This window comes from Marivirga sp. (assembly GCF_051117495.1).
GTDB lineage: Bacteria > Bacteroidota > Bacteroidia > Cytophagales > Cyclobacteriaceae > Marivirga.
This window is the reverse complement of the sequence record NZ_JBNPEF010000008.1, coordinates 43546-64270: the sequence shown is the minus strand read 5'-3', so window position 1 is coordinate 64270 and position 20725 is coordinate 43546. Positions and strand designations below refer to the sequence as shown.

At 34.0% G+C, this 20725-nt stretch carries 20 protein-coding genes and 3 tRNA genes; 8 read left to right on the top strand and 15 right to left on the bottom strand.

Annotated features, from left to right (window positions below; genetic code table 11):
- Positions 1–255: 255 nt before the first annotated feature.
- Genes ACFE0M_RS05555 through ACFE0M_RS05545 form a run of 3 tightly spaced genes read left to right on the top strand, consistent with a single transcriptional unit; the run spans position 256 to position 2121 of the window.
- Complete coding sequence (locus ACFE0M_RS05555; RefSeq protein ID WP_434544754.1) at positions 256–711, top strand: response regulator; 456 nt, start codon at positions 256–258, stop codon at positions 709–711.
- Between the two features lies 1 nt (position 712).
- Positions 713–1735, top strand: a complete 1023-nt coding sequence (locus tag ACFE0M_RS05550) for a response regulator (protein WP_434544753.1) — start codon at positions 713–715, stop codon at positions 1733–1735.
- Positions 1732–2121, top strand: a complete 390-nt coding sequence (locus ACFE0M_RS05545; RefSeq protein ID WP_434544752.1) for a response regulator — start codon at positions 1732–1734, stop codon at positions 2119–2121. Before ACFE0M_RS05550 ends, ACFE0M_RS05545 begins: the two co-directional genes overlap by 4 nt.
- 56 nt (positions 2122–2177) lie before the next feature.
- Here the strand turns inward: ACFE0M_RS05545 and ACFE0M_RS05540 are convergent, their stop codons facing one another.
- Complete coding sequence (locus ACFE0M_RS05540) at positions 2178–4592, bottom strand: outer membrane beta-barrel protein (protein ID WP_434544751.1); 2415 nt, start codon at positions 4590–4592, stop codon at positions 2178–2180.
- Positions 4593–4641: 49 nt separating this feature from the next.
- Between ACFE0M_RS05540 and ACFE0M_RS05535 the strand changes: the two genes are divergently transcribed.
- The 3 genes from ACFE0M_RS05535 to ACFE0M_RS05525 all read left to right on the top strand — a co-directional run bounded on the left by ACFE0M_RS05535 (position 4642) and on the right by ACFE0M_RS05525 (position 6567).
- Positions 4642–4779 carry a hypothetical protein gene (locus ACFE0M_RS05535; RefSeq protein WP_434544750.1) on the top strand — a complete coding sequence of 46 codons (138 nt, stop codon included), beginning with the start codon at positions 4642–4644 and terminating at the stop codon, positions 4777–4779.
- A gap of 274 nt (positions 4780–5053) precedes the next feature.
- On the top strand, positions 5054–5818 hold the full coding sequence (locus ACFE0M_RS05530) for a sensor histidine kinase (protein WP_434544749.1): 765 nt from the start codon (positions 5054–5056) through the stop codon (positions 5816–5818).
- Complete coding sequence (locus ACFE0M_RS05525; RefSeq protein ID WP_434544748.1) at positions 5815–6567, top strand: LytR/AlgR family response regulator transcription factor; 753 nt, start codon at positions 5815–5817, stop codon at positions 6565–6567. Before ACFE0M_RS05530 ends, ACFE0M_RS05525 begins: the two co-directional genes overlap by 4 nt.
- A 5-nt stretch (positions 6568–6572) precedes the next feature.
- Here the strand turns inward: ACFE0M_RS05525 and ACFE0M_RS05520 are convergent, their stop codons facing one another.
- Both ACFE0M_RS05520 and ACFE0M_RS05515 read right to left on the bottom strand, forming a co-directional pair.
- A complete protein-coding gene (locus tag ACFE0M_RS05520) occupies positions 6573–6701 on the bottom strand; it encodes a hypothetical protein (RefSeq protein ID WP_434544747.1) in 129 nt (42 codons plus the stop codon).
- Positions 6702–6756: 55 nt separating this feature from the next.
- A complete protein-coding gene (locus ACFE0M_RS05515) occupies positions 6757–9105 on the bottom strand; it encodes a glycogen debranching protein (RefSeq protein ID WP_434544746.1) in 2349 nt (782 codons plus the stop codon).
- 221 nt (positions 9106–9326) lie between these two features.
- On the opposite strand from ACFE0M_RS05515, the gene ACFE0M_RS05510 reads away from it, so the two are divergent.
- Positions 9327–10769 (top strand): hypothetical protein, encoded by a 1443-nt coding sequence (locus ACFE0M_RS05510; RefSeq protein ID WP_434544745.1) that lies wholly within the window; start codon positions 9327–9329, stop codon positions 10767–10769.
- A gap of 72 nt (positions 10770–10841) precedes the next feature.
- Here the strand turns inward: ACFE0M_RS05510 and ACFE0M_RS05505 are convergent, their stop codons facing one another.
- From ACFE0M_RS05505 to ACFE0M_RS05490, 4 genes are all read right to left on the bottom strand, one after another.
- Positions 10842–11249, bottom strand: a complete 408-nt coding sequence (locus ACFE0M_RS05505; protein WP_434544744.1) for a response regulator — start codon at positions 11247–11249, stop codon at positions 10842–10844.
- Between the two features lie 107 nt (positions 11250–11356).
- Positions 11357–12907 (bottom strand): L-piperidine-6-carboxylate dehydrogenase, encoded by a 1551-nt coding sequence (gene amaB, locus ACFE0M_RS05500; protein ID WP_434544743.1) that lies wholly within the window; start codon positions 12905–12907, stop codon positions 11357–11359.
- A 194-nt stretch (positions 12908–13101) separates the two neighbouring features.
- Positions 13102–14580 (bottom strand): Do family serine endopeptidase, encoded by a 1479-nt coding sequence (locus ACFE0M_RS05495; protein ID WP_434544742.1) that lies wholly within the window; start codon positions 14578–14580, stop codon positions 13102–13104.
- Between the two features lie 118 nt (positions 14581–14698).
- Positions 14699–15139 (bottom strand): Hsp20/alpha crystallin family protein, encoded by a 441-nt coding sequence (locus ACFE0M_RS05490; RefSeq protein WP_434544741.1) that lies wholly within the window; start codon positions 15137–15139, stop codon positions 14699–14701.
- A 266-nt stretch (positions 15140–15405) separates the two neighbouring features.
- Here ACFE0M_RS05490 and ACFE0M_RS05485 point away from each other — a divergent pair.
- Positions 15406–15479 (top strand) — tRNA-Asn (locus tag ACFE0M_RS05485).
- A 167-nt stretch (positions 15480–15646) separates the two neighbouring features.
- Here ACFE0M_RS05485 and ACFE0M_RS05480 read toward each other — a convergent pair.
- From ACFE0M_RS05480 to ACFE0M_RS05445, 8 genes are all read right to left on the bottom strand, one after another.
- The gene (locus tag ACFE0M_RS05480; RefSeq protein ID WP_434544740.1) at positions 15647–15901 is read right to left on the bottom strand and encodes a GIY-YIG nuclease family protein; all 255 of its coding nucleotides are present in this window, start codon (positions 15899–15901) and stop codon (positions 15647–15649) included.
- A 62-nt stretch (positions 15902–15963) separates the two neighbouring features.
- Positions 15964–16047, bottom strand: a tRNA-Leu gene (locus tag ACFE0M_RS05475).
- A gap of 60 nt (positions 16048–16107) precedes the next feature.
- A tRNA-Gly gene (locus tag ACFE0M_RS05470) sits at positions 16108–16180 on the bottom strand.
- Positions 16181–16256: 76 nt separating this feature from the next.
- The gene (locus ACFE0M_RS05465; protein ID WP_434544739.1) at positions 16257–17189 is read right to left on the bottom strand and encodes an acyl-CoA desaturase; all 933 of its coding nucleotides are present in this window, start codon (positions 17187–17189) and stop codon (positions 16257–16259) included.
- A gap of 123 nt (positions 17190–17312) precedes the next feature.
- Positions 17313–18062 carry a hypothetical protein gene (locus tag ACFE0M_RS05460; protein WP_434544738.1) on the bottom strand — a complete coding sequence of 250 codons (750 nt, stop codon included), beginning with the start codon at positions 18060–18062 and terminating at the stop codon, positions 17313–17315.
- A 17-nt stretch (positions 18063–18079) separates the two neighbouring features.
- Positions 18080–18862 (bottom strand): transporter, encoded by a 783-nt coding sequence (locus ACFE0M_RS05455; RefSeq protein WP_434544737.1) that lies wholly within the window; start codon positions 18860–18862, stop codon positions 18080–18082.
- Positions 18863–19125: 263 nt separating this feature from the next.
- Positions 19126–19422, bottom strand: a complete 297-nt coding sequence (locus ACFE0M_RS05450) for a hypothetical protein (RefSeq protein WP_434544736.1) — start codon at positions 19420–19422, stop codon at positions 19126–19128.
- 158 nt (positions 19423–19580) lie between these two features.
- On the bottom strand, positions 19581–20519 hold the full coding sequence (locus ACFE0M_RS05445; RefSeq protein ID WP_434544735.1) for a PAS domain-containing protein: 939 nt from the start codon (positions 20517–20519) through the stop codon (positions 19581–19583).
- Positions 20520–20725: the final 206 nt, after the last annotated feature.

The window sequence follows — 20725 nt, the reverse complement described above, 5'->3', positions numbered from 1 at the left end:
ATACTATTTCTCGATTAATTTATGTAATTTTCTTATAAATATTTTAATTTAACCCACACCCTTTTTAAAAAGTATGACAAAAGTCATTGATTTAGAGAGGTGTTGGAATTTGATTTATATTTTGTTGAATTAAATTTCATACCATTTAAAGGTTTGACTTAGTTAAAATGGAATTAAAATATTTAAAAAATTTTTGTGTAATGATTTAGGATAGAGTGCGAAATGAGCTTCTAAAAACTTTATTAGCTTTAAATAATGAAAAAAGGAATAATGAAACCAAAACCCATCCGTATCCTTTTAGTTGAGGATAACGAAGGCGATATTGTATTAACGCAAGAGGCCTTGGAAGATAGTAAATTTATTAATACCGTTGATGTCGCTAGAAATGGTAGAGAAGCATTAGATCATCTGATGAAGAATGAGGGATACGAAGATGCAATTCTGCCAGACTTAATTTTATTGGATATTAACCTTCCTATTATGAGTGGCCATGAAGTTTTATCTGAAATCAAAAACAATGAAGAATTAAAGCAAATACCTGTTATTATGCTCACTACTTCCTCAGCTGACAGTGATATCAACAAAGCTTATCATAATCATGCGAATTGTTTCATTAGTAAACCTGTAGAAATTAATGAGTTTATGGAAGCTATTTCAGGGATTGAACAATTTTGGTTTAGCATTGTAAGTTTACCTAGAGGTAAAAAATGATATGTCAAAAAATTTAAGCCGATATGATATTTTAGTAGTGGAAGATAATCCTGGTGACTATCTTTTGGTAGAGGATTTTCTTGATGAAACCAATGTGACTAAAAGCATCAAATGGGCAAAAGATTTTAAGTCAGCTACAGAAATACTTAAAGATACAGAGACTCACACTGATTTAATATTTCTTGATCTTAGTCTTCCCGATAAACAAGGAGAAGAATTAATCAATGAAATTAAAAATGTTTCTAAAAATATACCCATTATCATTTTAACAGGATATCCTGATGCAGATTTTGCTATCAAAACCTTGTCTTTGGGCGCATCAGACTATTTATTAAAAGATGTTTTAAATGCTACGGTACTTCATAAAAGCATTTTATATAATATAGAGCGAAATAAAATAATGGTGAATTTGAAGGAATCGGAGCAAAGGTACTCTGATCTATTTCATTTTAGCCCATTACCCATGTGGGTGTTTGATAAGGAGACACTCAAATTTTTAGACGTAAACGATGCGGCCATAGAACATTATGGTTATTCTTATGAGGAATTTCTTAAGATGGATATTACTAAAATTCGGCCCAAAGAGGAACTGCCAGCATTGAAAAATTCAATAAAAAATGTAAGGAAACCACATAAAAACATATTTCATGGCGAATTCACCCATTTAAAGAAGAATGGTGAAAAAATTAAAGTGGAAATACGCTCTAATAGTTTTGAATATAAAGGACGCCAAGCTCAAATTATATTAGTGAATGACGTAACAGAAAGGAATCTTCATATAGAGGCAGTTGAAAAACAAAACGAAATATTAAAGGATATTGCATGGACGCAATCACATGTGGTAAGGGCACCTTTAGCACGTTTAATGGGCTTAGTGCAAGCCATGAAGGATGAAAAGATTAGCGAAAGTGATAAAACGATTTTCTATAATCACATATTGAAATCTGCTGATGAACTAGATGAAATAGTGAAATCTGTGGTTAATAAATCACAAGCAGTAAACATTAACGACCAAAGTAAATGAATAATTTGAAAAACCTTATAGTAGATGATGATGAAATTTCCTTAAAGCTATCAGAAATGATATTCGAAGGAGATACATTTTTTCAAGAACCCAAAAAATTTTTGGACGGTACTTATGCGCTAGAGTATTTAAAAGAGGATTACTCGCCTGATAAAACCTATGCTATTATTTTAGACATCAACATGCCGCTCATGAATGGATGGGAGTTTTTGGAGAATATTGAATCCTTTGTTTCTTCTAATAACACCTATGTTTTTATGCTAAGTTCATCATCAGATAAGGCGGATATTGCAAAATCTGATCAATTCAATTTAGTCAAAGGTTATTTTACAAAGCCTTTGCAGAAGGAGCATTTAGAGCAGATTCATAAGCTTGTATCAAAATGAAAAACAGCCCTAACCAAACGGCTAGGGCCTAACGGGAGTTTACTGAATTACTTCAATTACGCTCCCCCCGCTCTTTGCAATTCTTCCAAATTAATCTTTTTCTGTTTGGATTTGAATTGATCACCTAAACTAAACTTGTAGCGTAAATTTAATCGGATACCTTGTTGATATTGATATTGTGTAACTTTAGTTAAATTGTTATTCACAACAGATGAACCAGTAAACTTAAAGCTTCTGAAGATGTCATTAAAGGCTATTGAAACATCCAGTTTTTCATTGATAAAAGATTTTTTGAAACTTACATCAGTGAACCAATAACCCTCCATTTGATATACACCATAAATTTCCGGACTTTGATATGCACTTAAAACATCCATTTTTATTTCACCTGGCAACTGAATGCTCTGAGTTGCTCTGATATTAAAAGTTGTTCCTTTGTTAAGGATTTTTTGTCCTTCATGCACTGTTGAAAATTTCTGATAAGTAGCTATTCCCTGAAAATTAAGGCTCCAAAAATCGGCTATTTGAACAGGAGCCAAAATACTTAAATTTACTGCTTGCATTTCATCAATATTACCCATTCGAAAGACTGTATTGTTGTTAGAAGGATCTACAGTAGGAATTTCGCTTATGAAATCTTTTGCTTCATCATACCCAATGCTTAAGTTAAATTGCTGAGTAAAAACTTGTGTGAAAGTAATACCATCGGTAAATCTTGGCTTCATTTCTGGATTACCAATAATGTAGGAATATGGATCCGTGTACATAATGCTTGGATTTAAAAATATATAAGGAGGTCTTGAAATTCTTCTGGAATAATTCAAATTAGTACTGTAGTTGTCTGTCCATTTGTGTTGAAGGAAAACACTTGGAAAAAAACTTAAAAAGTCTCTTTTAATTTTACCATCATCCAAAGATGATTGTGTGGCAGTACCGTCCATTAAAGTATGTTCAGTTCGAAGCCCAGCCTTAAGATTTGTATTCTCTCCAATTTTTTTGCTGAAATTAATATAGCCTGCTTTTATGGTTTCTTTATATAAAAATTCATTAGAACGATTTACATCAAAAACCTTTTCGTCCTCTTCATTTAAGTAGAAATCTAAACTGTTGTCAGAGGTCACTTGGCTATATTTTAAACCCGTTTCAAATTTTGTGTCAATCCCATTCAAATGCGTTTCATAATCTGTTTGAATACTGTTAATGTTAAAGAAGGATTCGTTTTCATTGCTTAATTCCTCATAATTTCTGGCTTCATTTTTATAATAGTTTTGGAATAGTGATTGCTGAAAAGTATTTAAATCTGCATATGTAGCATCAAAGCTAATTTTAGAAACATCCGAGAAATCATATTTAAAAAATCCATTTATTGTGTGATTATGTGTTTGTACGTCATTGTCATTATAGGCATCCACATCAAATTGATTTTCGCCTTCCACTATCTTGCTTTCTGTATCCCAGTGGTTATCTCTTAATTTACCTGTGCCCCTGTAACTCAATCCAAAAGAAAGCTTATCATTTAATTGGTAATCAAATCCACTAATGACATTTGTTTTGTATAGATCTCTTCTATCTTTCACATCTTGCGTAAGAACAAAATCATTTTGTGCTACCGTTCTTTTAGCTTGCATGTCTCTCCAAAAAGGAGTAGAACCCGCATCTGCGTTAAAATAATAGCCCAAACCATTTTTCTTACCACTTAAATTTAGTCCGCTAAAGGTAGAATGAGCACCATTAAATCTATAATTTGAGAATACGCTACCACTGAGCCCGCGAGTAGAGTTTTTCTTAAAGTTGATGTTAATCACACCGCCAGCTCCTTCTGCATCGTATTTTGCTGATGGGTTTGAGACCACTTCTATGTTTTTAATAGACTCAGCGGACATGCCTTCCAACATCGATTTCAAATCGCTTCCGCTTACATAAGTTGGTCTGCCATCAAGCAAAATTCGAACACCTTTTTTGCCATTAATGGAAAGCTCTCCATCTTTATTTACCCAAACTCCAGGAGATTTACTCAAGGCTTCCAAAGCCGTGGTTCCATCATGTAAGCTGGTGTTTTCCACATCCATCACCACCTTATCAGCATAGGTAATAAATTGAGGACGCTGTGCTTTTACTTCTACTGCCTCCAGTATTTCTGTGCTGGTTTTCATCGAAATCACACCTAAATTGAGATCTTTAGTGCTTTCCGATTTATTGATTGTCCTGAAATAGTCTGTAAGTCCCATCACAGATATCTTTAATAAGTAATCATTTGGCTCAGGACTTTGCAAGCTGAATTTTCCTTGCATGCCAGAAGTGGTTCCACTGATTAAACTGCTGTCAGTTTTGTTAAGTAAGACTACATTCGCAAAAGGAACGGCCTCTTGATTTTCATCTTCAATTTGTCCAATAATGGATTGCGATTTTCCTTGAAGAGAAGCCATACATAATATGGCTAAAATTCCGAGTGTTAATTTTAAATTTTTCATGTTTTCGGGGGTTTAGTTTGTAATTGATTTGATACAAACTTGCCCTGATGTGAGTGCTTTTTTACTATTGGGTTTGATGAAGCCGGATATTTTTGACTTGAAATGGAATAAAAGCAGGATGAAGTTATCAAGAAAACTTGCTATTTTAGCAATTGAAGATGTTTCAGCGAATGAAAAAGGTTTTTAATAAGTGGAATGGTAAAATATTCCTACAGGCACTTCTCAGTTCATACTTTATCTATTATCTGTTAAGTTTTATTGTGAATGGCGTTTTTCGAAACCCCATCACTATGATAAATTTTAATTTCTTTTTAGTCGTCATTTACTTGTGCATAATATTTTTTGGCTCAAAGTATGTTTCTGGTTTCTTCAATAAGCTGAGCCAAAATGGGCAAAATTTACTCACTGTAAGAATATTAGAACTTATAACCGTGCTTTTGGTAAGTCTCTTTTTAAATTATGTGATCATTATAATACCAGTAGATATCTACTATGCAGACTGGATCAAAGAAAATGACTTTCCTGTTGAACGGAAACGGCTTGTTATTTCAGTTCAAATGATTGTAGCCGTTGGATACTACTATTTTGTGGAGCAGATAAAATCAAAGAAGGCGCTTGCGGAAGCAGAACTAAACGCTCAAAAACTACAAAAGGAAAATACCAAGGCCCAGTTACAGACCCTAAAAAATCAAATCAATCCTCATTTTCTTTTCAATAGCTTTAATATCCTCAATTCCTTAATTGAATTAGAACCTAAACGAGCGCAATTATTTTTAGAGCAATTGTCCAATATTTACAGAGTGTTTTTAGAGAATATCAATGAGAGTTTAATTCCATTACAAAAAGAAATAGAAGTGATGGAGAGCTATAGAGATTTATTACAAACTCGATTTCATAATCATTTAAAAATAGAAATTAAGATAAAGGAAAATAATACGAATTGGCTAATTCCTCCAGGGGTAAGCCAGATGTTAATGGAAAATGCTATAAAACATAATGGTTTTAATAAGAGCAACCCTCTGTCTATTGAAATTTACCAAGAGGGAGATTATATCGTAGTTAAAAATAATAAACAAGAAAGAACTGAACCCTCCACCTCCACAGGAATCGGATTGAGAAATATAAAAGCAAGATATGAATTACAAGGCAATGAGAAATTGTTGATTGAAAATACAGATCAATATTTTATTGTTAAAGCGCCTTTACTTAAATCGCAAGCTTCATGAACTACATCATCATAGAAGACGAGTTTTTAGCGGCTCAATTACTAGAGAAAAAGATTAAAGAAATCAGACCGAAATGGCATTGTGTAGCCAAATTGGAGTCAGTGTTAGAAGCAAGCGAATACTTAAGTCAAGAAGCTAGTTTTGATTTAATATTTTGTGACATTCACCTTTCGGATGGCTTAAGCTTTGAAATATTTGAGAAAATAACGGTTAGCCAACCGCTAATTTTCACCACGGCCTTCGATAAATATGCCATAGAAGCCTTTAAGGTGCATAGTATTCACTATTTACTAAAACCCATAAAGGATGAACAGCTTAAAGAAGCCATAGAAAAATTTGAAAACCAGAAAGAAGCTATTCCTCAGAAAGTGAATATGGAAGCTTTATTGAAAGCTAGCGAAGCGGATAGCAAGACTAGATTTTTGGTTAAAAAAGGACAAAATATGAAGGTTATACCAGTGGAGGAAGTAGCCTATTTTTATTCCAAAAGTGGTTTAACTCATCTGGTTTGCACCAATGCAGATAGCTTTTTAATCAATGATACCTTGGATTATTTGGAAGCTAAACTGAATCCTAAAGAATTTTACAGAGCAAATCGGCAATATATTATTCACATCCAGTCCATTAAAATAATAGAGCCATACTTTAAAGGTAAGTTATTTGTACAACTTCAGCCAGAGCAAACAGATGATTGCGTGATAAGTCAAGCTAAGGCAAGTAGTTTTAAAGAATGGTTAAATGAAAAGTGAAAAGCTTAATTGCTTTTCACTTTTTGATGTACTAATTTTTTCTCTTGTCTTCTGGAATTAATAAATCCCGTAACAAAAGGAAATAAAATGGCTGATGTGATCACTATTGTCTGTATAATAAGTTCTTTGTTCATAATTTTTATAACGCCTTTGAATTTAAAATGTTCGGGTAAAATACATTTTATAAATTTAAAACTCAATCTTCAAATTATGGAGTCTGTCATATAGCTCTACTTTTCCTCCCTTAATTTTATTTCCATCATAAATTATGGTCTTGGCTTCAGGGAAGTCAAAAATTATTTTCCAGTTATGTAACTGAGAAATACGGAATTCCAATATATTACCTACTCTTTTGGCTGATATATCTAGCTTGTTATTACCTATTTTTATATTTTCAAGGCTTATGTCTGTCCATTCGGTAGGTAAATTTGGCCTTATTAAAATCTCATTTTTCCAAGCTTTAGGTTGAATGCCAAAAAACTCTTCTACCACTGGAACAGCCACAGCATAAATATTCCAAGCTTGTGTCATCATGCCAAAATCAGGGCTTACCTCATACATAGAGCCAGGTAGAGCGTAACTAAATGAGTTTTGTAATTTTTTTAAATAGGCCAGTGCTTTATCCGGATTACCATATTTTGCCTCCGCCAAGGCCTGCACCCCCGTTGGCAGTGTCATAACAGCGCCCACATAGCTAAAAGATTTCCATTTAGAGGCTTTTTCTTGTTGTTCGTCCCGGTCTATACCTGTAACAAACATCCCAAATCTATTTTGGTACTTTTCTGCGGTTAATAAGGCTTTTGCTGCTTTATCTTGATCTGCTGCCCCAACTTCCATAGGTGTATTGACAATCCAATTATGATGGACTACAAAAGGGGCTGTCCCCTTTATTTCTTGTGATCTAATAGTGTCTAAAGTGTTGTTTAATTCAGTCACAGACCAAGGCTTTTCAATGCTGTCAGCTCTTATGATGGCATCTTCGGTCAATTTTAAGGCTTGTGATTTAGGAGATCGAAAATCTGCATAGGAATTGAATTCTTCCACCCACCAATCACTATTGATTTTCATTTTAAGATTTTCGGCTTTTTTATGGTATTCATCGGCCAAAACCTTATCACCTTTTACTTTTGCAAAGTTTTCAGCTGCCAAATACATTTCATATTGATAAACTACTACATCTATCATTTCACTATCAAGCCCATGGATTTCCATCATGCCAGCCCCATCAGGATATCCATTCCCATCTTTATCTTGAGATTCAATCCAATCAACTGATTTATGAACCAAATCATAATAGTCCAATAGTTTTTGATCTCCTGTCCAGGCATAAGCCTTCCAAAGCATGCTTATAAATTTTGGAGTAGTATTTAAATTTCCAGGGTTAAAAACTACACCATTTGTGGAGGCTTCGTGCATTATTCTTCCATTCTTTCCATTCGCTTTTTCAGATAAATCAACTACCAAATCAATCGTTTTTAATGCCTGCTCATGCATGCCCGCAACCAACAAACCTTGAAGTGCATAGCTATTATCAGTTCCGAACCACCAAGGATAATCTGGACTTCCCGCAGTTAGGCCTGTTCCTATTCCAGGAACTTCTTGCATTAACCATTCTGAATTATATTTCAACCACCTGAACATTTGGTCGAAATTTTTGTCTCGGGTTTTTAAACTATTGGTTTCGCTTATTTTTTGGTATGCTTTGATTTTTTCACGTAGTAATATATCGTGGTTTTTGGATAAATACTGTGCGGTATTGATGGCTTCTTTTTCACTTTCTGAAGAGCCACTAATGATAAAATAAATAGTCCTTTTTTCATTTGCTTTTAGATTTATCGTCTGTCCTAACGCTTGGTCAAAACCCATTCCTTTTCTTTTGGTCTTGCAAGAATTCTCAGCATTAGATGGTTTGAAATTTTTTCCACTAATAGCCGTAAACCAGTTGTTTTTAGTATCCTTTGCCAAAAAAATATTATTTCTTTTATTCCATTGACCTTCGTCTTTACCGTCACTAATATCCATAGAATCAGCCAGCCAAACGGGGCGTAAGTCTATTGCTGTGTTAAAAGTAAAGTTAAATTGATTTTCTGAAGGGAGTGTGTTTTCTAATTGATAGGCTACAATTAATCCGTTTTCATTTTCGGGTACAAAATGGAATTGGGAAACTTTTAAGCCTAAATCGTTGAAATCAAAAATTTGCTCAGCCCCTATGGGGTAATTAATAAATTGATTGGCTTCTGTTAAGCATAAATGGTCTTTATTTTTTTTGATTTCAGCATGATATCCATCCAACAATTTAATAGGATGAAGCCATACTCCTCCCATTTCACCCTCAACATGCCAGCCCAAATCTGGGAAAGTACCGTTTTGGTGACCCACTACATAAAGCCTTTTTCCTGCACTTAAGAACGGGCTTTCTTTATAATCTGAGTTTCCTTTTATTTTTTCTAAATTGTTAACCTGAGTAAAAAAATCTAACGACTTATCATTTTGACAACTTATTAAAAAAATGGTCAGGAGTAATGTGATATATCTCATAATATGTATATTGACTTAAATTCTGAATAGTTTAAATGTAATTCTTTGTAACAGGAAAAATTAAGATTATTGTAAAATTAAAAGATAAAAAGTGGTTTTAAACGAAATAATTGTCTTTAGATGTAAGGTTTTTTCATAAATGTTTAACTTTTTTATGTGATTTTCATCTAAATAATTAACTTTCCTTTGAATTGAATTAAAATTGGTGAATAAATAAGAATATGGCGAAACTTAAGAATATAATCATGCAACTTTCAGACGCGGATTTTCTTGCGGTTCATGAGAGTTTATCAACAGGTGGTGCAGAAAAATCTGCTTATTTGCTAAAATCCATGCGTGAGAGTTCTTCTAGTGATCATGCCATCATGGAAGAGCTAGAGGTGAATACCAATGCATATTATACTTTAAGGTCAAGGCTAAATCAAAAAATAGAAGAATACCTTTTACAACAAATGGAAAATCCGAGAACGGATATTCTAAAGAAAGTGGCCAACATCAATGAAATAATTTTTACCAAGAAGAAAGCCATTGCCATTGCCACATTAAAAAAGCTTGAGAAAGAATTAATTGATTATGACCTCTCCAACGAACTCACCATCGTTTATAAGGCGCTAAAAAAATTACACCAGAACACGGAGGAATATTTTGGTTATAGCCAATTATATAACCGTCATGTTGCCTATATGTTGGCGGTTGATAAGGCAGAAGATTTACTGAGCAGTTATTTCATTAAGTTCGGTAATTATTCCCTTACTGGTGATGAAACTAATAAATTGGAATTGGTACTCTTAAACAAGGAGATGCTAAACACATGCCAAATATATGATTCACACCGACTTTTTATTTATAAAAACTGCTTAAATATCTTTCATAGGCTGTTTGTGGAAGAGGATGAAAATAATGTTGACTTAGATCCTATTGAAGATGTATTGGCAAAAGCGGATGGGATTTTTGAGTTGTATAGTTTGGATTCAATATATTTCCATTTAAAATTGGTATATGAATTTTTAAAACTAGAATATTATAATCATTATAGGTTATATAGAAAGGCTGAAAATTATTTTGAGGAAGTAAACGAATCTTGTGCCGCATTTCTATCTAATTTCAACTTATTTACTTATCCGGCTCAATTTTTAATTACAAAACTCCAAAGGGCGAAAAGAATGCCGGAAAAGATTATGTTGTCTGAAGAAAATGTAGCCTTATTTCAGGATTTTGAGCCGGACAAGGATGATGTTCCTCAATATATCACTTATGCAACTTATCGCTCATTGAGTTGTCACTTTGACCAAAAGCACGAAGAGGCGGCTAAGTGGTTAAATAATTTATTAAATGATGTTAGCCTGAAGAAATATCAAAATGCCCAGTTGGAAATAAAGACATTATTGGCACTTGAATATTGCTTAATGAAAGACTATGAATTGTTTAATCAGCTAATCAATAGTATTCAAAGGCAAATACGGATTATCGGAAAGGAGAATTGCATGAATATTCAAGTTTTGAATAAAATCATGAAAATTTCCTTAAGTGAATCGAAAAGAAATAAAGAGGAAAAAATAAAAGAGTTGGTTAAGAAATTCAAATCATTAGAACCCATACAACATTTCGCGCCAAGCTTATTACTTGAATTTGATGACGAGCTTATCAAAAAATTGGTGGTTTGAAATTAAAAAAAGGTCAAAAAAAAAGCCCATTTGATAAATTTTCAAATGGGCTTTTTTTTATTTAATTTTTTTTTAAATGGATAACTCTGTTAAGCTCTCTTGGGAAAGCGGTTTGTTAAGGTATTTTTTAACAGCATCATATTTCTTTGATTTGCTTACATCTTGAGGATTGATGGAAGAAGTCAACATAACAATTTTGCATTTCTCTTTGGTGCTATCTTTTAACTTATTGAATTCCTCCAAAAATTGGAACCCATCCATTAAAGGCATATCAATATCTAAGAAAATAATATCAGGCAAGACACTGGAAACTATGTCATTTTCTAATTGCTCAATATTTTTTAAAAACTCTATAGCACTTTTCGCACCTGTATGTGTATAGATATACTTTGACAAGCCTGCAGCTTCAACCATTTTCTGGTTTATCAAATTATCGATTTCGTTATCATCGATTAGCATGACGGATTGATACTTACTCATATTGAACAATTTTTAATTTGGGAACAAGTTAATAAAATCAATATTGTTTAAAAACAATTCAATATAGAAAATGCACACGAATAATCGTGTGCATTTCATCGAAAATATTAAATATCAAACTTAATTCCTTGTGCTAAAGGTAAAGAATTTCCATAATTCAAAGTATTGGTCTGCCTTCTCATATAAGCTTTCCAAGCATCAGAGCCAGATTCTCTTCCCCCACCAGTTTCCTTTTCACCACCAAATGCTCCTCCAATTTCAGCACCGGATGTTCCAATATTAACATTGGCAATACCACAATCTGATCCTCTAGAGGATAAGAATCTATGAGCCTCTTGCATATTATTGGTCATAATAGCAGAAGACAAGCCTTGCTTTACCCCATTCTGAAGTGCAATGGCATTTTCAATATCGCCACTATATTTCATGACATATAAAATAGGCGCAAATGTTTCTTCTTGGACTATTTCAAAATCATTTTGAGCTTCAATGATTACAGGTTTTACATAACACCCACTTTCATATCCTTCTCCTTCCAATACTCCACCTTCAACAATTACTTTTCCGCCTTCAGCCTTAGCTTTTTCTATAGCTTTCAAATAATTATTGACTGAATCTTTATCGATTACCGGGCCAACATGGTTTTTTTCGTCCAATGGATTCCCAATGCTTAGTTGCGCATAAGCATCTTTCATTTTACCGATCAAATCATCATAAATGTCTTCGTGAATAATTAACCTACGAGTTGAAGTACATCGCTGTCCTGCGGTACCCACAGCCCCAAAAACAGCTCCTATTAAGGTCATTTTTAAATCTGCCTCTTTTGAGATGATCATAGCATTGTTTCCGCCTAATTCTAGGATGGATTTCCCTAATCTTGACGCCACTTCCTGCCCCACAATTTTACCCATCCTGATCGAGCCTGTAGCAGATACTAAAGGAACTCTTGCGTCCTTAGTCATCATTTCACCTACTTTGTAATCTCCATTGATTAAGCAAGAAATACCTTCTGGCATGTCATTTTCTTTCAATACTTCTGCTATGATATTTTGGCAAGCAACGCCTGTTAAAGGAGCTTTTTCCGATGGCTTCCAAACGGTAACATTACCACAAACCCAAGCTAATGCTGTATTCCAACTCCAAACGGCCACTGGGAAATTAAAAGCTGAAATGATGCCCGTAATTCCTAAAGGGTGCCATTGTTCTTGCATTGAATGATCAGGTCGCTCAGACTTTATGGTTAATCCGTATAATTGGCGAGATAATCCAACACCAAAATCACAGATATCAATCATCTCCTGAACTTCACCCCAACCTTCTTGCAAGGATTTTCCCATTTCATAAGAAACTAATCTACCTAATGGATCTTTCAGTTCTCTTAATCTGTTTCCGAATTGGCGAACAATTTCCCCTCTTGCCGGAGCCGGCATATTACTCCAAGTTTTGAAAGCATCTTCAGCAGTTTGGATAGTTTTCTCAAAATCCTCAGCTGTTGTTACTCCTACTGAAGCGATTTCTTTTCCATCTACTGGAGAAATAGAACTGATTTTTCCACTTCCTTCCATCCAGTTACTTCCTGTTGAAGTCCCTCCGTTGTGATTTTTTACTCCTAATTTTTGTAAGGCCTCTTCTAAGCCATAAGTTTTCTTAATATCCATAGTATTCAATTAATTACAAAAAATATGATTTTATAGGTTTAAATAGTTTAAAGTATGTTTTTAGCTGATACCCAATTAATTCAGCTGATATAGTTGATTTTTAATGGCACAAAATTGGCTTTTTTTGAATGATAACAAAAGAAAAAGGCACCCGTATTTGAGTGCCTTTGAAAATTAATTACTAAAGTTAGGGTTTATTGCCAACCCATTCCATAGTATGCTTTTGTACCGTCAGGATATACACCTTCTATCAAAACTCCGCCTCTTTTGCCTTCTAATGTAGCAATTAAGTCTTCAGTGTCTTCAATTGCTCCTTTATCAACTGCCGTAATTATAAAGCCTTCTTTAATTCCAATATCCTTCCATTTTCCATCTTGAAGTTCCGCTACTTTTGAACCACCAGAGATGTTTAATGCTTCCATTTCATCTTCGCTTATATCTTCAAAAATAGCTCCTCCCAGCATTCTTGATGTACTTGCTTTTACTATTTCAGTAGTATTTTCTAAACTCTTGAGTTCAACTTTGGTGCTCTTTTCTTTTCCGTCTCTCAAATAAGTTACTTTGACTTCCTCGCCAGGACTATATCTTGCGATTTGCTCCTGCAATTCAGCCACATTTTTGACATCTTTATCATCAATTTTTATAATGATGTCATCTTTTTTCATGCCTGCTTCTTCTGCAGCGCTGCCGGGTGTAGTGCCATCAACATAGACTCCTGCCGTAGTAGGAAAATTCTTATCATCTAACGTTGGAGCATTTAAATCAGCTATTTGAACTCCAAGTACGGCTCTTTGTACCACGCCATACTCTTTCAAATCATTCACTACTTTTTGAACCAATATAGAAGGAACCGCAAATGAATAGCCTGCATAACTTCCAGTTGGTGTTGCTATAGCGGTGTTGACTCCAATTAATTTTCCAGATAAGTTGACTAATGCACCTCCGCTGTTTCCAGGGTTTACCGCAGCATCAGTTTGGATAAATGACTCGATACCGTATCTGTTTTGTCTATTTAATATGTTGATATTTCTAGCTTTAGCACTAACGATTCCAGCTGTTACAGTAGAGGTTAAATTAAATGGATTTCCCACTGCCAATACCCACTCACCAATTTTTGCATTATCGGAATTACCGAATTCTACAAAGTTTAAGTCTTTTTCATCAATTTTTAAAAGAGCAATATCTGTATTGGGGTCAGTGCCAATTACCTTGGCTTGGTAACTTCTGTTATCGTGCAATACCACTTCTAATTTCGAAGCATTTTCAACCACATGATTATTAGTAACAATATAACCATCGGGTGAGATGATCACGCCCGAACCAGATGATTGTCCTTTTCTCGGTTGTGGACTCTTATCACCGTAATAATCTCTAAAGAATTCTTCAAAAGGAGACCTACCCCTTGGAATATCTCTTTCAACCTCAGCTTTAATGTGAACTACCCCTTTGGTTACTTGTTCGGCAGCATAGATAAAATTAATGCCTTCTGGGACGTTGTATTCTGTTTCATCCAAAAAACTAGAAAAGCGCGTGTTATTGGATTGAATTTCTTCAAAACTTTTGTTGTCCGTTGCCGATGGGCTAGGATTGAAATAAATATAGCCCCCCACTGAAATCAATGCACTCAAGATTGAGGCAAAAATAATTCCTAAAAAAAACTGTCTCTTTTCCATCTCTTACTATTTTTTAAATCTACATTACAAACGCAGAATTAACGTTTCTGTTCTTTTACATATTGTCGAAAATCAAAAAAGGGGACAAAAGCCCCCTTTTTGATTTTAAAAGGACAGATTACTTGATTTGAATTGTTCTTTTCAATTCTTTTTGCTCATCCTTAGGAATCACGATATTCAATATTCCATCTTGATAAGAAGCCTCTATTTTATCTTCTTTTATGTTATCTGGCAAATGGAATGTTCTTGAAAAAGAACCATATTGTGTTTCCACAGAATGAAAATTCTTCTCCTCTTTTTTCTCCTCAAATTTTCTTTCACCGGAAATAGTGATTGATTCATCGCTCATGTCGATGTTGAAATCAGATTTTTTCATGCCCGGTGCCGCTACTGAAATTTCGAATGCTTTTTTGCTTTCGGCAATATCAACTTGAGGGGCAAAGTGTTGCATCTCTTTACCGATTCCATTGAAGGACTCGTTAAAGAATCTGTCTAATAAACTTGAAAAACTTCTGTTTTCAGTATTAGGTAAACTTGGATTATACTTTATAAGTGTCATAGCTTTTATTGTTTTTAAGGTTTAACATCTAACTTGTTAATACCATAGAAAAATCTATACCAATTGATTTTGGTTCAAAAAATAAGCCATATTGGCATATAGTTGTAATTCAGCATTAATTAAACATGTCAATATGGCTGTTTGTTAAAAAAAGACGTATTAAAAACTGCCAGAATTCTTATTGAAAAATAATTTTCAATTTTTTAAAAGAAGTATTTGGAAATAATAAAAGAGCCATGCATATTTGCATTCCCAAAAGGGAAAATTCCTCTTTAGCTCAGCTGGTTAGAGCATTTGACTGTTAATCAAAGGGTCCTTGGTTCGAGTCCAAGAAGAGGAGCAAAGCCTTGCAGAGATGCAGGGCTTTTTTTATGCCTTTTTCACAACAAATTCAAAATATACTTCTTTTTCAGGATGTTGATATAGTGGATGACTTATTAAAGATAATAAGGAGGGAATAAAAACAGGCTTACTATAAAAAACAGGCAGGCCCGCACTAGTTAATGCTCACAAAAGTTTAAGTTTTGTTGAGATCTGTTTTAGAAATTCCCTACTAGCACTACTTTTCAACCATTTTTCATGATCTCTTGCATTCTTTCTATTGGAAAATTCCTTTGTGTAAATAATCTTAAAGGGCCTGTAATGAGCTGTGGTTTTTTCTCTTCCTTCATTATGTCTTTTAAATCTATCTTTAAGATTTGATGTAAACCCCTTATAGATGTAGTTTTTATGAATACTTTGAAGAGCATAAGCCGTAAACATAAAAGCAAAATAATGGATGCCTGCTAAAAAACAAAAAGCTTCCCATTACTGAGAAGCTTTTGTGCCAGGAGCGGGACTTGAACCCGCACGAGCTAATGCTCACAAGATTTTAAGTCTTGCGTGTCTACCAATTTCACCATCCCGGCTAAGAAGGTGGTATGTGCCAAAAAAATAAGTGAGCCTTATGCTCACTTATCAATGATTTGAGCGGGAGACGAGGTTCGAACTCGCGACCTCAACCTTGGCAAGGTTGCGCTCTACCAGCTGAGCTACTCTCGCTTTTCCCCCAATGGGATTGCAAATTTAATAGGCTGTTTTTAAAATACAATAGCAATTCATAAAATTTTTTAATTTTTTATGCTACTTGTTTTTTAAACTGTTCTTTCAACTCTTTTGCCTCTTGTTTATTTCTTGATTTTTTGATGTGTTTTGGAACTGGTTTCAGATCCCAGATCAATCCTAACATTGACATAAATTTCAAGCCATAATAGGTAAAATCAATCTCCCACCAGAAAAATCCTTGTCTAGCAGAGGTTTCATAATAATGATGATTGTTGTGCCATCCTTCTCCTAAGGTTAATAATGCTAACCAAACGCTATTTTTGGACTCATCCCCAGTTTCATAACGTTGCTTTCCAAACTTGTGCATGATGCTGTTAATAGAAAAAGTAGCATGATACAGAATAATAGTACTTAAAAAGAAGCCTATAAATAAAGTAGAAAAACCTGCAGATGTAAACATGGCCATAATACTTCCACCATTGACTATTCCGCCTAATGCCATTACAGTTATAGCTAAAATAAAAGGAGGTACTAAATAATTCTTATTGAGCCATCTTAACTCAGGATATTTACTGTAATCAGAAATCACCTTGAAATCAGTATGTTTAAAATCAGAACCAATAATCCAACCTACATGTGAATACCAAAATCCAAAATGCAACATGCTATGCGGATCTTTTAATGTATCGCTGTTTCTGTGATGATGACGGTGATGCGATGCCCACCATAATGCCCCTTTTTGGGCTGAGGTTTGCGCAAAAAAAGCAATCAAAAATTGAAACCAACGCGAAGTATTATAACTCCTGTGGGCAAAATATCTATGGTAGCCACCAGTGACCCAAAACATTCGCCAAACATATAAGAAAGCACAGACAGTCCAATCGAACCAAGTGGCACCAGTCCAAATTGCGCCTAATGGCAATAAATGGACGATGGCAAAACTAACTTCCTTTTTCCAAGTGCCTTTTTTTCTAATTTTTAGGTTTTCTTTTACTGCAACTGCCATTTTAAATAATGTGTAATTAAATATATGTTGATACAAAGATAGGACTATTCCTTTTTTAATCTTGAAAATTGACAACGATTTGATTTAAAAAATAGTTCTGGATCAACAGAAAGTAATTGAATTTTATTCTTTATTATCATTTAGGGGAACTATACGCCAATAAAAATTAAGAGAAAAGAATGTGTTTTGCTGCTTCATGGTGTTACCAAACCCTAAATAGGCTTCCGACATGAGGTCTTTATTAAAATAGTAGCCAACCCCAATATTTCCATAATTATTCCATGTTAATTCTCCGTATTGCCCATAAAACTCTAAAATAATATCTAATGGGTATGGAATCGTAAACGTTAGCCCAGATAAGTACATGAGGTTAGCTTGTGGTTGGCCACTGTTCCAATTTAGTCCCAAATTGTTTTCCCAGCCTAAAAAACTATCAATGGTATGTTCTGATATTGCGAATATTTGCGCGCCTCCTTCTAACTCCCCAAATTCATTTTTCGAAAAACCAATATTTGATTTTAATGAGTAGTTTTTGCTCAATTTATTCTTAATTCCAACAGCTAAGTTAGTTAAGCCATTGGACCGCCTCAGTTGGTCAGAAACAAAGATTTTCACCTTTGCATAGTTATAACTGATGGAGAAATCTGTATTATCATTAATCCCATATTTTATTAGCGCATATTGTGAGATTTGTTGGTTAGTGCGGCTAATATTCAATTTTTGCCTTTCAAAATTAAGCCCATACTCTACTTGCGTTACATCTTCCCCCACAAAATTCTTTCCTCCCGAAAAAACCAAGGCCGGAATTTCCTGCGCTTTTAATGGAGCCACAAGAAAGCAAAGAAGAATAATTGTTAAACTGGATTTTTTCATCCTTTCCCATTCGGGCTTTAATTTTCTGACCTAAAACCGGTGATAATCCTGTAGGAAACCCCTGCCGTAATAAAATAGCTTTTATAAGGATAGTTTTTCCCCCAACCAGCATTTAGGTCAATCAACAAATCTTTATTGATATTATAGCCTAAACCAACATCGAAATAATTATTGATTTTAGACCGCACAAAGTCTCCATAACTTTCAGCAACAAGAGATAAGTCTTTGGTGAGCGCATAGGAAAAACTAAACACATAAAATCCTGTAGGCTTACTATCATTTCCGTTCCAGAAGCCCCCGATATTTGTCGTTAGGTTCGCATTTTTACCAAGTGAGGTATTGTACATTAATCTAAATCTTGGTGCGAAATAACGAATTTGATAATCCTTGCCTCTCAACTTAGTGCGGATACCGACTTGAAAAGCCATGTTCTTATTTATTTTAGCTCTTGCTCTTAGCAAGCTAGTATTGACACCATTCCGATAGATCTTAGCAGTATCTTCGTTAATAAATTCTGTCGAGTTTATATGGTTTATTACTGCACTCACCTCAAGTCGTTCTTGAATTCCAAAGCGGACAACAAGGTTTTCAGAAATATTATTGATATGCCATTGCGATGAATCTCTTGTGTCTTGAACATTATCAAATTGAATCCCGCTTTGAAATTGCAAAATTCCTTTTCCTACAGTTCCTGCTCCATTGGCAACGCCCGGACGAGCTGTGGCTATTGTTTCGCTGTATTGGCCATAAGCAGAGAGACTAAAGCCTCCTAAAAGGATAATAATTATAATTTTTTTCATTGCAAAGATTGCTTCTTTAACGTATTGCTATTTTATAGAAATTGTAAAGTTCTTATGCTATTCTGAACTGAATAAGTCATGTAATCAATTTCCTTCGAACCGTATTCTTCCCAAAAAGTTCATTTAATAACCATCAAATATATCAAATTATTTTTACTGCTTTTTAAATTCACATGCTTATTCCAAAAATTAAGAAACGCAGATGTTCAACCATCAGAACGTCCGATTATTTGAAAGCTGGGAAAGTCTACAAAGTAAAAATATTACTTCAATTTACTTTTTAGCTCATTCAGTTTTAGCAAGGCTTCTACTGGTGACATGGAGTTGATATCTAGTTTATCCAGTAGTTCTTTTATTTCTGATAACACAGGATACGCTTCGAACATATTGAGTTGATAATTATTTTTAGGAGTCTCATGCTTTTTGAGGTTGACCTTGTCCCGGATTTTATCTTTTTCCAGATGATGCATGATTTCATTTGCTCTCATCACCACTGGATTGGGCATTCCAGCTAAATGTGCTACATGAATACCAAAACTATGCTCGCTTCCTCCGAACACATAATTCGGATCTTATCTAATTTTTGAGCATAAATTTGAATTGAACACAGTAATAGTAGGGGGAGTAAAAATATGTTTTTTATTTTTAAATTTGTTTTTTTAGGCAGATTTGTTAGTATCTGCATTAGTTAAATAAGTATTTTCAGACACCTTATGAATTATTTTTTCAAGTGATTAAGGATTATTTTGCTGTCCTCACTTACTGATTCGAAATCCAATAAATTAAGCAACCCTAAGATGGAAGCTAACGGAGCCCTTACTTCATGGGCATTGATAAAAGCTATATCATCTAATTTTTTCTCTGAAACTCTAATCCTTCTTTCTAAATTTACCTCTGCTGTAATATCAGAGGAATTTAATATTACACCCATTATAGTTCCGGTAGAGTTAGATACTGGCTTTAATTCCATCTCCATCACTTTTTCATATCCACTTAGATTTTTAAAGGTTCTACAGAATTTTTGCTTATATCCTTTTTTAGCTTTTTGAAAAAGTGCTTCAAAAGTATTGGAAAAACTACCACTAAAATAATGAGTCATCGTTTCATTAAGTCTCAGTTCTTTATGCGTGTACCAAGACATAAACTCATAGGCCGTGGCATTAAATTCAATTACATTTCCATCTAACCCAATTAAGACATTGCCTTCGTCAGCATCATTGAATATTGCTTTCATCCAGCTTTCTGTAGTCTCCTTCTCGGTAATCATGCTTTGCTGAGACTTTCCGATCGTAGCTAGCAAATTAAAGCCGATGTAGGTGCCATTTTCATCTCTTGAAGGAATTATATTGGTATGAAACCAAGAAGATTTTCCTGCTACATTTGGAAAGGCAAAATTGCCATTCCAAGATTTTTGTTGCCTCAATAAATAACTTAATTCATCCTGAATATAATCTGGAAGTTTATCACATAGATGTTCGAAAAAATTTAATTGGTCTAAATTTTCTCTAGTTATCCCTGTTACTTTAAGGAAAGTCTCGTTTGCAGAAAGCACATCGAAGCTTTCATTCAGAGACAATAGCACAACATTTTCCGACAAGTAATCGATAGGATCTTTTTTTGCCTTTTGCGCTTGTTGAATGTTTATTACTTTTTCCATAAGAATTATTAAACAGGATAAATAAAAAAATGTTTATTTGTTTTTCACTATAAACTCTACGTAATTATGCTTACCTCAGATTTAGGTAAAATAAAGTAACGCAAAGATAAGATAATAGTTGTTGGAAATGAACCGTAAAACAAACTTATATTTTGTTTTACAATAAATATTATTTGTTTTTCAGAATAATATTCTAAATAAAGCCT

Coding starts and splice junctions, on each gene's coding strand:
- ACFE0M_RS05555 (WP_434544754.1), top strand. CDS start 256: ATGAAAAAAGGAATAATGAAACCAAAACCCATCCGTATCCTTTTAGTT.
- ACFE0M_RS05550 (WP_434544753.1), top strand. CDS start 713: ATGTCAAAAAATTTAAGCCGATATGATATTTTAGTAGTGGAAGATAAT.
- ACFE0M_RS05545 (WP_434544752.1), top strand. CDS start 1,732: ATGAATAATTTGAAAAACCTTATAGTAGATGATGATGAAATTTCCTTA.
- ACFE0M_RS05540 (WP_434544751.1), bottom strand. CDS start 4,592: ATGAAAAATTTAAAATTAACACTCGGAATTTTAGCCATATTATGTATG.
- ACFE0M_RS05525 (WP_434544748.1), top strand. CDS start 5,815: ATGAACTACATCATCATAGAAGACGAGTTTTTAGCGGCTCAATTACTA.
- ACFE0M_RS05520 (WP_434544747.1), bottom strand. CDS start 6,701: ATGAACAAAGAACTTATTATACAGACAATAGTGATCACATCAGCCATT.
- ACFE0M_RS05515 (WP_434544746.1), bottom strand. CDS start 9,105: ATGAGATATATCACATTACTCCTGACCATTTTTTTAATAAGTTGTCAA.
- ACFE0M_RS05510 (WP_434544745.1), top strand. CDS start 9,327: ATGGCGAAACTTAAGAATATAATCATGCAACTTTCAGACGCGGATTTT.
- ACFE0M_RS05505 (WP_434544744.1), bottom strand. CDS start 11,249: ATGAGTAAGTATCAATCCGTCATGCTAATCGATGATAACGAAATCGAT.
- amaB (WP_434544743.1), bottom strand. CDS start 12,907: ATGGATATTAAGAAAACTTATGGCTTAGAAGAGGCCTTACAAAAATTA.
- ACFE0M_RS05495 (WP_434544742.1), bottom strand. CDS start 14,580: ATGGAAAAGAGACAGTTTTTTTTAGGAATTATTTTTGCCTCAATCTTG.
- ACFE0M_RS05490 (WP_434544741.1), bottom strand. CDS start 15,139: ATGACACTTATAAAGTATAATCCAAGTTTACCTAATACTGAAAACAGA.
- ACFE0M_RS05480 (WP_434544740.1), bottom strand. CDS start 15,901: ATGTTTACGGCTTATGCTCTTCAAAGTATTCATAAAAACTACATCTAT.
- ACFE0M_RS05465 (WP_434544739.1), bottom strand. CDS start 17,189: ATGGCAGTTGCAGTAAAAGAAAACCTAAAAATTAGAAAAAAAGGCACT.
- ACFE0M_RS05460 (WP_434544738.1), bottom strand. CDS start 18,062: ATGAAAAAATCCAGTTTAACAATTATTCTTCTTTGCTTTCTTGTGGCT.
- ACFE0M_RS05455 (WP_434544737.1), bottom strand. CDS start 18,862: ATGAAAAAAATTATAATTATTATCCTTTTAGGAGGCTTTAGTCTCTCT.
- ACFE0M_RS05445 (WP_434544735.1), bottom strand. CDS start 20,519: ATGGAAAAAGTAATAAACATTCAACAAGCGCAAAAGGCAAAAAAAGAT.